Origin of the sequence: Bacillus sp. 95MFCvi2.1, assembly GCF_000374965.1 — a bacterium.
Classification (GTDB): domain Bacteria; phylum Bacillota; class Bacilli; order Bacillales; family Bacillaceae_G; genus Bacillus_A; species Bacillus_A pseudomycoides.
The window spans coordinates 1-12,471 of sequence record NZ_KB895744.1; the positions used below are offsets into that span (position 1 = coordinate 1).

The 12,471-nt window shown below is 36.7% G+C and carries 14 protein-coding genes; 11 read left to right on the forward strand and 3 right to left on the reverse strand.

From position 1 onward, the window contains the following. Positions 1-190 precede the first annotated feature (190 nt). The 9 genes from C568_RS34975 to C568_RS0129175 all read left to right on the forward strand — a co-directional run bounded on the left by C568_RS34975 (position 191) and on the right by C568_RS0129175 (position 9,586). Positions 191-844 (forward strand): CsxC family protein, encoded by a 654-nt coding sequence (locus tag C568_RS34975; RefSeq protein ID WP_442852866.1) that lies wholly within the window; start codon positions 191-193, stop codon positions 842-844. 139 nt (positions 845-983) lie between these two features. After that, positions 984-1,952, forward strand: a complete 969-nt coding sequence (locus C568_RS0129135) for a BC_2427 family protein (protein WP_018783592.1) — start codon at positions 984-986, stop codon at positions 1,950-1,952. Between the two features lie 88 nt (positions 1,953-2,040). Beyond that, on the forward strand, positions 2,041-2,352 hold the full coding sequence (locus C568_RS0129140; RefSeq protein ID WP_016115838.1) for a hypothetical protein: 312 nt from the start codon (positions 2,041-2,043) through the stop codon (positions 2,350-2,352). Between the two features lie 320 nt (positions 2,353-2,672). After that, positions 2,673-3,215 carry a DUF420 domain-containing protein gene (locus tag C568_RS0129150; protein WP_029427960.1) on the forward strand — a complete coding sequence of 181 codons (543 nt, stop codon included), beginning with the start codon at positions 2,673-2,675 and terminating at the stop codon, positions 3,213-3,215. A 237-nt stretch (positions 3,216-3,452) separates the two neighbouring features. Next, positions 3,453-4,616 carry an iron-containing alcohol dehydrogenase gene (locus C568_RS0129155; protein ID WP_006095661.1) on the forward strand — a complete coding sequence of 388 codons (1,164 nt, stop codon included), beginning with the start codon at positions 3,453-3,455 and terminating at the stop codon, positions 4,614-4,616. A 159-nt stretch (positions 4,617-4,775) separates the two neighbouring features. Continuing rightward, on the forward strand, positions 4,776-5,528 hold the full coding sequence (locus tag C568_RS0129160; RefSeq protein ID WP_006095662.1) for a DeoR/GlpR family DNA-binding transcription regulator: 753 nt from the start codon (positions 4,776-4,778) through the stop codon (positions 5,526-5,528). Further along, a complete protein-coding gene (gene pfkB / locus C568_RS0129165; RefSeq protein ID WP_018783594.1) occupies positions 5,525-6,436 on the forward strand; it encodes a 1-phosphofructokinase in 912 nt (303 codons plus the stop codon). Before C568_RS0129160 ends, pfkB begins: the two co-directional genes overlap by 4 nt. A gap of 12 nt (positions 6,437-6,448) precedes the next feature. Further along, entirely contained in the window at positions 6,449-8,302 is a 1,854-nt protein-coding gene (locus C568_RS0129170; RefSeq protein ID WP_018783595.1) for a PTS fructose transporter subunit IIABC, read from the forward strand. Positions 8,303-8,683: 381 nt separating this feature from the next. Beyond that, entirely contained in the window at positions 8,684-9,586 is a 903-nt protein-coding gene (locus tag C568_RS0129175) for a cell wall-binding protein EntA (protein ID WP_018783596.1), read from the forward strand. Positions 9,587-9,680: 94 nt separating this feature from the next. Here the strand turns inward: C568_RS0129175 and C568_RS0129180 are convergent, their stop codons facing one another. After that, entirely contained in the window at positions 9,681-9,917 is a 237-nt protein-coding gene (locus C568_RS0129180; RefSeq protein ID WP_029427963.1) for a hypothetical protein, read from the reverse strand. 325 nt (positions 9,918-10,242) lie between these two features. On the opposite strand from C568_RS0129180, the gene miaA reads away from it, so the two are divergent. After that, positions 10,243-11,193 (forward strand): tRNA (adenosine(37)-N6)-dimethylallyltransferase MiaA, encoded by a 951-nt coding sequence (gene miaA, locus C568_RS0129185; protein ID WP_003208061.1) that lies wholly within the window; start codon positions 10,243-10,245, stop codon positions 11,191-11,193. Positions 11,194-11,218: 25 nt separating this feature from the next. Then, positions 11,219-11,443, forward strand: a complete 225-nt coding sequence (gene hfq, locus C568_RS0129190; protein WP_000813896.1) for an RNA chaperone Hfq — start codon at positions 11,219-11,221, stop codon at positions 11,441-11,443. 70 nt (positions 11,444-11,513) lie between these two features. On the opposite strand, the gene C568_RS36610 is transcribed toward hfq, so the two are convergent. Together C568_RS36610 and C568_RS35935 are read right to left on the reverse strand one after the other, a co-directional pair. Next, positions 11,514-12,011, reverse strand: coding sequence for a Gly-Xaa-Xaa repeat protein (locus C568_RS36610; protein WP_412676846.1), 498 nt, complete (start codon positions 12,009-12,011; stop codon positions 11,514-11,516). After that, positions 11,897-12,471 (reverse strand): hypothetical protein (locus C568_RS35935; RefSeq protein WP_231399104.1); only part of this gene is annotated, 575 nt, incomplete at its 5' end. The genes C568_RS36610 and C568_RS35935, both read right to left, overlap by 115 nt.

A 12,471-nucleotide genomic window follows, 5' to 3' on the forward strand; every position in this document is an offset into this window, starting at 1 on the left:
CTCCTCATGGATTGGAATAGAAGAAGATCCATTTTCAGAGAGTGGAGTGGAAAAAAATGCCTCCTCATGGATTGGAATAGAAGAAAATTCATTTTCAGAGAGTGGAGTGGAAAAAAATGCCTCCTCATGGATTGGAATAGAAGAAGATCCATTTTCAGAGAGTGAAGTGGAAAAAAATTCCTCCTCATGGATTGGAATAGAAGAAGATCCATTTTCAGAGAGTGAAGTGGAAGAAAGTTCACCGACAACATCAATTGTAAAAATCCCGGTTGTATTAGCAGAGAGAACAATTCAAGTTGTTGTAGAAGCAAATATTTCATTGGATCCTTTGGCAATCGAAATTAAACGTGTGGTGAAAAATGTATTTTTAACACACTGTAAGTTAGTTCCTGTAGCGTTTACGTCGGTACCAGGTACCAATTATCGCCGAGTCACAAGAGCAAAATTATTTGTAGAGGGCTATATTCGAAATAACATTGAATATGTTGCCGATCAGTATAATGGATTATTGTATAGTCGGATTGTTAATATCTCGTTTTCTAGATTCCTAGATTTGACAGCAGGTGATTTTATAACACAGCCTTTATTGGTAGCTTTTTTAGATACTACATCCCACTTGATTAATCCTAAGGGTGTCTATTTACCCCGGTTAGATACAAATTCTTTTGGAAATTTAGTTTTTTACAATAAACAACCGTATTGTGAATTAGTCAGAGCTAATTTTTATGAGTTTGATTTTTCACCATGTTTAACAAACTTGAACAAGTCATGTAGCGAACTTCGTAAAACAATCGTACTAGATCTTACTTTGAACATCTTACAAGTACAGCAAGTACAAGTTTAAAAAATAGACAGATATCGTCTTTTTTTATAATAAAAGTTGATGTCTTTTTTTTTATTATAAAACATATATAATGTTGAAACGATTATGTGTTTAAAAAATAAATAAGTCTTTCAATTCATCAGTTAGGAAGTGATTGACGATGAATAAGCCATGGATTAGTAATAAAATGATAGATAAAATTTTTTCTGAGCATAAAATAATCTCGGAGCTGGAAGTGGAAGAAAGTTCACCTTCAGAGATCGGGATGGAAGAAAATCTATTTACAGAGAGTGAAGTGGAAGAAAGTTCACCTTCAGAGATCGGGATGGAAGAAAATCTATTTACAGAGAGTGAAGTGGAAGAAAGTTCACCTTCAGAGATTGGGATGGAAGAAAGTTCACCTCCTGAATTAAAAGAAGGAAGATTAGCAGGTCTCATGACAATTAAAATACCATTTCATACCATATCTGAAGTGGCTGATTTTTTAATCTCGCCTATTGTGAGTAGTACGAATGAAGAAGTATTTGCATTTCAAAACGAAGAGAATGAAATATTTCGTGAGTTAGATACAAAGTTGTTAGCTACGGTACATCATTATAACGAACAGCCATATTGTCGTTTAATTTCTTCAAAGCTTTTTGAAAAGAGGATTTTTCTAGAATTTTCGAGTGAGAATTATATAAAACATAGTGGGGAAAATCAGTTAGAGCAATCTTTATGGGTTCCTATACACAATTTGAATTTAAAACAGAGAAACGAAAAAAAAAGGAGTAACTATGTAACGACGAAACTGCCAGTTGAAATAGGGAAGTATAAAACGGAAATTAGTTTAGAAGAAAGAGTGATGTTTCAAGAAGAAGTAGAAATTAAAGAAGTTTTACAAGAAATTGTTTTGACAGATAGTAAATTTTTTTCTCAAAAAGTTCTAAAATCAAAAGAGAATTCAGTAACAATTGAAAAAGGAAAGTTGTTGGTAGAAGGCTATGTTGTACAGCGAATTGAATATACAATGGGGTGTTCTAATGAGCAAAGTGATGGATTAGTTAGGTATCAGTTACTGCAAAAAATAGTGCTTGAGTTAATCGTTCAAATATTACAAGAGCAAGAAGTGCAAGTGGAAATTATGTAATCACTATTGCCACAGTGTATATAAAACATTTTTCTTGACTTTTTATATGCGGACGAGGAAAATGGTAAAAAAGGAAGGAGGGGTGATAATGGAAGAGTACGTATTGGATCTTTATAATGTATTGTATACAACAGATTGGCAAGATATTGTTTCATTTCTTGGAATTTTATTTTGTTTAAAAATTGTTATTGTGTACATGGAAGAGCAAGGTATGTTCTATTCCTTCTCATCTCCGTCCGATTTAGAGCGGGAACCGTTGCTCAACTATGCCAATATAAAACAGACGGAACTTCCTTTTATCACATTCTTTATGATTCGGTTTATAACAGCCATTGTGAAGAAAAAAGAAGCCGAAGAAGGAGATTGCTATCCGACTTGTAATACAGCGTATTGTTTATAAGCTAAATACAAGGAGGAGAATAATATGTGGTTTCGATTTCTTATGATTGGTTTCTTTTCATTAACAGCAATTTCTTTAATGGGATATCAAGTATCAGAGATTTTTCAAGCATATAGTGACATGTTTTTTAATAAAAACTAAACGAATTGCTATTTCAATAATAAAGCGATAAGATCCTTCTTAAGAAGTATGATTAAGAAGGATTTTTTCTTTGTTTGATTTCAGTGTGTCAAAGTATTGTCACATTTGCACTATGAATAATATGTTAAAATAGTGTGGTTAACTATACATATGTAAAAGAGGAAGAGGGAGTGAACAATTTGATAGATCAATCAACAAATCAGAAAAGCTATGCTCCTATTGTGATAACGCTTTCTGTAGTTGTCAATGCGATTATTTTATTTTTGTTTTTTGGACCTGTTGGCTACAAAGGAGAGGTACATTTTGATGTAACAATCTTGCCGATGTTAAATGCAATTTTTAATAGCTTTACATTTGTATTTTTATTGGCAGCATTGTTTTCTATTATTAAAAAGAATGTAAAGATGCACCGAGGTTTTATTCTTGCGGCATTTACAACAACATTGCTATTTTGTGTTTCATATTTATCGTATCATTATTTAGCACCAGCAACGCATTTTGGTGGGCAAGGTATCATTAAATATGTGTACTTCTTTATTTTAATTACGCATATTTTCCTTGCGGCAATTATTGTACCGCTTGCATTATTCTCGCTTGTATATGGTTTTACAAACCAATTGCCTCGTCATCGTAAGATTGTACGTTGGACGATGCCAATTTGGTTATACGTAAGTCTTTCTGGTGTTATTGTTTACTTAATGATTTCACCGTATTATCAATAAAAAAATCTCAGCCTTTGGGCTGGGATTTTTTTATTCCGCTATTCATAGGTAGTAATATCCCACAACTCAAGACTTAAAGAGAGGTGAAGAAGGTAGGGGGAGGGAAAATCTGATTGGTGAGAGCTAACTTTCACTGATGGAAGATTCACTTTATGAAGCAAATATTTTTGTGAAATGAACAAAATATGTTATACAAAAGTATAGTAACTTTTATATTGGAAGGATGGGTAGGAAATTATGCAAAATTTTATATTTCGTAATCCGACAAAGCTTATTTTTGGGCAAGGGCAATTAGAACAATTAAAAACAGAGATTCCTCAGTATGGTAAAAAGGTTCTTCTCGTATATGGCGGGGGGAGTATTAAACGAAATGGCGTATATGATAATGTAATCTCTATATTAAACGAAATTGATGCGGAAATTTTTGAATTAACAGGCGTTGAACCGAACCCACGTTTATCTACTGTAAATAAAGGAATTCAAATCTGTAAAGAAAATGATATTGAATTTATTTTAGCTGTCGGTGGTGGAAGTGTCATCGATTGTACGAAAGCAATTGCTGCAGGTAGTAAATATGATGGTGATGTATGGGACATTGTGACAAAGAAAGCATTTGCAAATGAAGCTTTACCATTTGGTACAGTACTAACTCTTGCAGCGACAGGTTCTGAGATGAACGCAGGGTCTGTTATTACAAATTGGGAAACAAATGAAAAGTATGGGTGGGGTAGTCCTGTTACGTTCCCACAGTTTTCTATTTTAGATCCAGCGCATACAGCTTCTGTACCAAGAAATCAAACTATTTATGGTATGGTTGATATTATGTCCCATGTATTAGAACAATACTTTCATCAAGGTTCAAATACAGAATTACAAGACCGCTATTGTGAATCTATTTTAAAAACAGTCATTGAAACAGCCCCGAAACTTTTAAATGGTTTAGAGAACTATGAGCATCGAGAAACAATTTTATATTGTGGAACGATGGCGCTAAATGGCATTTTAGCAATGGGTGTCCGCGGTGATTGGGCAACGCATAATATTGAGCATGCCGTTTCAGCTGTGTATGATATTCCACATGGCGGTGGTTTAGCGATTTTATTCCCAAATTGGATGAAGCATGTTTTAGATGAAAATGTAGATCGGTTTAAACAATTTGCGGTGCGTGTGTTTCATATAGAGACGGAAGGGAAAACGGATAAGGAAATTGCGATGGAAGGTATCGAAGCGTTGCGAAGCTTCTGGATATCTATTGAAGCACCGTCTCGTTTAGCTGACTATGAAATTGGAGAAGAGAAAATTGATGTAATGGCTGAAAAAGCGATGGTTGATGGTGAATTTGGTCATTTTAAAAAATTAAATAAAAAAGATGTAGTAGAGATTTATAGAGCTTCATTATAAAGGATAAAGATAATTCAAAGAACCTTCTTGATACGTATCAAGAAGGTTCTTTGAATGTTATTGAACGGTTTAGTGGTTTTATTTGAATGAATTTGAATGTTTTTGATTGATTTTTGAATCCGATTTCATTATACTGTAATCAAAGAAGAGGTGAGTGATATGTTAACTCCTGAACGTCATCAGCTAATTTTACAGCTTGTGAAAGAGAAAAAAGTAGTGAAATTACAACAGTTGGTGGAAGAAACAAAAAGTTCAGAATCAACAATCCGTCGTGATTTAGCGCAATTAGAGAAAGGGCGTTTATTAAAAAGAGTCCATGGCGGGGCTGCTGTATTAACTGGAAAAGGTGAAGAGCCTACGATGGTTGAAAAATCAGCCAAAAACATTCAAGTGAAAAAACAAATCGCTAAGCATGCTGCGTCTTTTGTAGCAAAAGGTGATTGTATTTATTTAGATGCGGGAAGTACAACGTTTGAAATGATTCCGTATTTAATAGAGAAAGAAGTTACAGTTGTAACAAATGGACTTATGCATATTGAAGCGCTAGTTGAAAATAATATTCGTGCTTACTTGCTTGGTGGGATGATGAAGAGTCGAACAAAGGCTTTAATTGGTGCGATGGCACAGGAAAGTATGCAGCAGTATCGATTTGATAAGTGTTTCTTAGGGGCGAATGGTGTACATGAACAGCTTGGATATACAACACCTGATCCTGAAGAAGCATTGCTGAAAAAAAGGGCGTTAACATTAGCGAATGAAGGCTATTTTTTAATAGATGAAAGTAAATTTGCCGAAGTTGCATTTGCGAAAATTGCAAGTATTGAAGAAGCGACAATTATTACAAATGCATTAGAAGGAGAGCAAGAAGAATATAAACGAAAAACAAATGTAATTGAGGTTGATAAACGATGATTTATACAGTTACTTTAAATCCATCGATTGATTATGTTGTTCAAGCAGAGTATTTCACACTGGGAACTGTCAATCGAGCGGAAAAAGATATGAAATTTCCTGGTGGGAAAGGGATTAATGTATCCCGTGTGCTTCATCGGATGGGAATAGATAATACAGCGCTCGGTTTTATAGGTGGATTCACAGGTCAATTTATTGAAGATGTTTTGAAAAGTGAAGGTGTTAGGACGAATTTTGTTCATGTAGATGGAGATTCGCGTATTAATGTGAAAATAAAGGGACAGGAAGAAACAGAACTGAACGGGCAAGGGCCTGTTATTACGGATGAGCAGCTCGGGCAGTTGATGAACAAAATTGAAAATATGCAGGCTGGTGATTATCTTGTATTAGCTGGTAGTATTCCAGCATCGATTCCAAAAACATTTTATGAAACGATTGCTGCTTTTGGAGCAGAACGTCACATTAACGTCATTGTTGATGCGAGCGGAAGTGCGCTTCAGTATGTGACTCAAAATAAGCCATTTTTAATCAAGCCGAATCATTATGAGCTTGGAGAATTATTTGGAGAAAAGCTTTCAACAGTAGAAGAAATTATTCCATATGGAAAAAAGTTAATTGAACAAGGTGTACAGAATGTAATTGTTTCTATGGCAGGAGATGGAGCTTTATTATTTACAAGTGAAGGAATATATGAGGCAACCGTACCAAAAGGAACAGTTATCAATTCTGTCGGAGCGGGAGACTCTCTTGTTGCAGGCTTTGTGGGGATATATGAAAAAACGAAAGATATTGAAGAAGCAATTCGTTATGGTGTAGCAACAGGAAGTGCAACAGCTTTTTCAGCTGATTTATGTACGAAAGATAAAGTAGAGGAATTATTATCGCAAGTAATGATTACAAAGCGGTAGGGGGAACAGAATATGAAAATTACAGAACTTTTAAAAAGGGATACCGTTATCATGGATTTGACAGCTTCAGCAAAAGAAGCTGTCATCGATGAATTAGTAGAGAAACTAGAAAAGGCAGGAAGATTGAATAGCCAAGAGGAATTTAAAGAGGCTATTTTACAGCGTGAAATGCAGAGTACAACTGGAATTGGTGAAGGGATTGCTATTCCACATGCCAAAACAAAAGCAGTCAAACAACCAGCTATTTGCTTTGGACGAAGTGTAAGCGGTGTCAATTATGAGTCGCTTGATGGACAACCAGCTCATTTATTCTTTATGATTGCGGCTAGTGAAGGAGCAAACAATACACATTTAGAAACACTATCTCGTCTATCTACGTTATTAATGGATGAAGGGTTTCGCAAACAACTGTTAGAAGCAAAAAGTGAAGAGGAGCTTCTTCGTTTGTTCGATGAAAAAGAAAATGAACAAGAAGATGAGCAAAGTGAAGTAACAAAACCGGAAGGAAATGAACCATATGTGTTAGCGGTAACAGCTTGTCCGACTGGTATCGCTCACACATATATGGCTGCGGACAGTCTAAAGGCAAAGGCAGCAGAATTAGGAATTGCGATTAAGGTCGAAACAAATGGTTCTACTGGTGTGAAAAATGGATTAACGAAAGAGGATATTGAGCGTGCAACAGCTATTATCGTTGCGGCGGATAAACAAGTAGAAATGAATCGCTTCGCTGGAAAGCATGTTATTCAAGTACCAGTTGCAGATGGTATTCGGAAATCAGACCAGCTAATTAATCGAGCTGTGAATCAAGAAGCCCCGATTTTTAAAGGAATAAAAGAAAATAGAAAAGTAGAGGAGCCAGAGAAGGAAAAAGGATTTGGTATATATAAGCATTTAATGAATGGTGTTAGTAATATGTTACCTTTCGTTGTTGGTGGCGGTATTTTAATTGCACTAGCCTTTTTCTTTGGTGGTATCGATACGAAAGGGCCGATTGCAGAAACATTAATGTCAATTGGTGGTAAAGGGGCATTCCAATTCCTTGTTCCGATATTAGCTGGATTTATTGCGAGTTCTATTGCGGATCGCCCAGGGTTTATGCCTGGTATTGTCGGTGGATTTTTAGCAGCGCAAGCAAATGCAGGATTTTTAGGTGGATTAATTGCTGGTTTCTTAGCTGGATATATTGTACTTGGTTTAAAGAAAGTATTAGCAGGTTTACCAGCACAATTAGAAGGAATTAAACCTGTTTTATTATATCCGGTACTTGGTTTGTTACTTACAGGGGTATTAATGTTGAAAGTTGTAAATCCTCCTGTTGTTGCTTTAAATGAGGCATTAACGAGTTGGTTAAATGGTTTAGGTGGCGCGAATGCTATACTATTAGGGCTTATTTTAGGTGGAATGATGGCTATTGATATGGGTGGTCCTATTAATAAAGCAGCATTTACATTTGGGATTGCTGCAATTGAGGCTGGAAACTTTGGTGTGCATTCAGCTGTTATGGCTGGTGGAATGGTACCTCCGCTTGCGGTTGCACTTGCAACTACACTTTTTAAAGCGAAATTTACAGAAGCAGAACGTAAATCGGGTTTTACAAACTATATTATGGGGGCATCATTTATTACAGAAGGGGCAATACCATTTGCGGCTGCTGATCCAATCCGTGTAATTGTCAGTTGTGTTGTGGGCTCAAGTCTTGCTGGTGCATTATCGATGTTATTTGGAATTACATTGCCAGCGCCACACGGTGGAATATTTGTTATATTATTAGTGAATAAACCAGTTCTATATATTCTTTCTATATTAATAGGTTCTATTGTATCTGCCCTTATGTTAGGGATATGGAAAAAGAAAATTTCATAAAAAATTCAAAAGGACAGCGGCCATATTAGGTAGCTGTCCTTTTCGGATTATAGTGTACGTTGTATATATGAATATCAAAATGTATATGATTTATGACATGAAAAGACATAGCGCAACCAAGAATTGTAATGTTTCGGTGTTTTTTTGTAACAAGATGGTAATACTATTACTTTTATTGCAAAAAAAACATATGAGTTTGAAAGAAAAAAATGATTAAAACTCTTAAAAATACGTATAGAACACTATTTTCTTTTATTCTACTTTATATTACAAAGCATTAATGGTTGATTACGAATCGTTTGTAATTGTGTGATATCCTAAATCTCCTGAAAAACTGTTGCTATAATGAGGACACGAAAACAAAGCGAATGGAGGCTATTCATGAAAAAATTAATTGGTATAGCAGCAGCAGCGGTTTTTGGTCTTGGGATTTTCACTACTTCTGCAAAAGCAGAAACTGTTGTAACAACAGAGGTATTAAATGTACGCGAGAACCCAACTACTGAATCACAAGTTGTAGGTAAAGTATTAAATGGTCATAAATTAGATGTTACAAATACAGAAAACGGATGGTCACAAATCAAATTAAATGGTAAAGACGCATTCGTAAGCACAGAATTTACAAAAAGCATCTATTACGTAACAGCAAATGTATTAAACGTACGTGCTGAAGCGAACACAAACTCAGAAATTCTTGGTACGCTTAAGAAAGACGATATGATCGAAACAACGAACCAAGTACAAAATGGATGGTTACAATTCGAATATAACGGGAAAACGGCTTACGTTCATGTTCCTTTCTTAACAGGTACAGCACCTGTTATTGAAAAACAAGAAACGACTGCTCCTGCTCAAGCTGCAGCACCTGCTAAAGCAGAGGCAAAAGCACCAGCAGCACAAGAAAAACCAGTAGCACAAGAAAAGCCAGCTGCTAAACCTGCTGTCAAAGCAGCAGAAACAAACACTCCTTCTGGTGGTCGTGAACTAACAGTTGAAGCTACAGCATATACAGCTCATCCGAGTGAAAATGGCGGCACATATGGTGGTCGTGTATTAACTGCAATGGGTCATGACCTAACAGCGAATCCAAACATGAAAATGATTGCTGTTGACCCGAAAGTGATTCCACTTGGATCAAAAGTATGGGTAGAAGGTTACGGAGAAGCAATTGCTGGTGACACTGGCGGTGCAATTAAAGGTAACCGTATCGATGTTCTAGTTGGCTCAGATAGCGCTGCTAACAAATGGGGACGTAAATCTGTTAAAGTGAAAATTTTAAAATAATGCTATTGTTGTTAAAAAAATAAATCCAGCACTTAAATATCGAGTGCTGGTCTTTCAGGCTGTTGGGAATTTCCTAACAGCCCTTTTTGTGAGTTTAAAATGGATATACAGTGCGGCCTGTGATGATTTTATATGCACTGCAAAATTGGGTTTGTGCATATTGTTTAGTCGGTTCGTCTAAAGTTTGATTGTCCAATAATGTATGAAAGGAACGTAGTAAGCAGCTTAAAGCGAAATATAATTCTTCTTGTGAGCAGTTCTTTTCTTTTAAGGATGTTTCTAAAATGAATTCTTCCGTTAATGTTGAAAAATTAAGCGTAGCTTGTCCGATTTTCATTATATCCTCTCCGATCCTATTTTTTATCATGTATATGTACCATTGGACAAACTATGTCAAATTTATCTCGCCATTTAGGGAGTAAGGTCCTCATCACAAGATTTAGAGGGAGGCGAGAAACTTTATAAAAGCCTGTTTGGTTAGGGGGATAATCGGTGAGGGAAGAAGGTGATCTTACTTGGTTAAAGGTTCACTGTATCATTCTTATTTTTTGAATTTCATTTATAGTATTGAAAGAACTTGCATTATGACTATTAAAATTGGTAAGATTGGATATAATGATCAGATGGATAAGATTACATAAAGAGAGTTGAAGTATATGGGAGAACTGCAACGTGAAAAAGTTGCTGTCATCATCGGACCGACTGCGGTGGGAAAGACAAAATTAAGCATTGATCTCGCAAAAGCGTTAAATGGTGAAATCATTAGCGGGGACTCAATGCAAATTTATCGTACGATGGATATCGGGACAGCTAAGGCAACAATGGAAGAAATGGAAGGAATTCCGCATTACATGATCGATATTAAAAATCCAGAAGATTCATTTTCTGTAGCGGAATTTCAAGAGCTTGTTCGAGGTTATATTCGAGAAATTACAGAACGTGGGAAACTACCGATTATTGTTGGTGGTACAGGCCTTTATATACAATCAGTTTTATATGACTATCAGTTTACAGATGAAGCTGGAGACCCTGTATATCGAGAGGAACTAGAAAAACTAGCGACAGAACATGGTGTAGAATATGTACATGAAAAGCTGCGAGAGGTAGATCCAGAAAGTGCAAGTCGCATTCATATGAATAATGTAAGGCGTGTCATTCGTGCTTTGGAAATTTTTCATACAACGGGGCAGAAGATGAGTGATCAACTTGAAAAGCAAGAAAATGAGTTGTTATATGATGTTTCGCTAATCGGCTTGACTATGGATCGCGGAATGTTATATGATCGCATCAACTTGCGTGTTGATCTTATGGTCAAACAAGGATTGCTGCAAGAAGTGAAGGCTTTATACGAAAATGGAGTCAGGGACTGTCAATCTATTCAAGCGATTGGTTACAAAGAATTATATAATTATTTTGAAGGGCATGTTTCGCTAGAAGAAGCGATAATGCAATTAAAAACAAATTCGCGTCGCTATGCAAAGCGTCAACTAACATGGTTCCGTAATAAGATGGATGTTACATGGTTTGATGTGACCGATGGTGAAAAAACAGCAGAAATTTTGCGGTACATAGAAGGAAAGCTACAATTAAAGTCGAATAATAAGTAAGTAGAGAAAAAGAGGAGGATTCGACATGAAGCAATCAATCAATATTCAAGATCAGTTTTTAAATCAACTCCGTAAAGAAAATACGTTTGTGACGCTGTACTTATTAAATGGTTTCCAGCTTCGTGGATTAATTAAAGGTTTTGATAACTTTACAGTTTTATTGGAAACAGAAGGTAAGCAACAGCTTATTTATAAACATGCTATTTCTACATTTGTTCCACAAAAAAACGTTTCAATTGAATTAGAGTAGTAAAGAATTGTACATAGCAAAAAAGAGCGAGTGATTCGCTCTTTTTTTATTTATATATTTTAGAGATTCTTTAATGAATGCGGAAAATAGAGAGTCTAACAGTGGTATCACCTGTCTCGGGAATAGTGATTGTATTAGTGGTAGATTGAATAGTAATCGTAGTTCTGGATTTTAAAGTTTCAATTGTTGAAAATGTAATTGAACTTCCAATTGTGTTTGCTGAAAAGTTATCTGAAGGTATGTTGCCATTAATGGAAATTCCAAAGCCGAAGGGAGCTGACCCCGAAAATATTGTTGAAGCTGAAAAGTCAATGACATATACACCATCTTCAAGGATTGTGATTGTATCTGTTGCATCGAAATGTATGTTATTTATGTTTGAGATAAGATTGAACTGGATGTTTTGATTAGGTTTTATAGTTTGTGGAAGTGTATTTTTAAGTACGGCTGTAGTTACTGGAAAACTAAACCCTTGAGGTCCTCGTTCCCCTTGAATACCTTGTTCTCCCTGAGGTCCTCGCTCCCCTTGAATACCTTGTTCTCCCTGAGGTCCTCGCTCCCCTTGAATACCTTGTTCGCCCTGAGGCCCTTGCTCGCCCTGAAGCCCTTGCTCGCCCTGAGGCCCTTGTTCGCCCTGAGGCCCTTGCTCGCCTTGAATACCTTGCTCGCCCTGAGGCCCTTGCTCGCCTTGAAGCCCTTGTTCGCCCTGAGGCCCTTGCTCGCCTTGAATACCTTGCTCGCCTTGAATACCTTGCTCGCCCTGAGGCCCTTGCTCGCCTTGAATACCTTGTTCGCCCTGAGGTCCCTGTTCGCCCTGAGGTCCTTGCTCGCCTTGAGGTCCTTGTTCGCCTTGAAGCCCTTGCTCGCCTTGAGGTCCTTGTTCGCCTTGAGGTCCTTGTTCGCCTTGAGGTCCCTGTTCGCCTTGAGGTCCTTGTTCGCCTTGAGGTCCTGGTTCGCCTTGAGGTCCTGGTTCGCCTTGAGGTCCCTGTTCGCCTTGAGGTCCCTGTTCGCCTTGAGGTCCTGGTTCG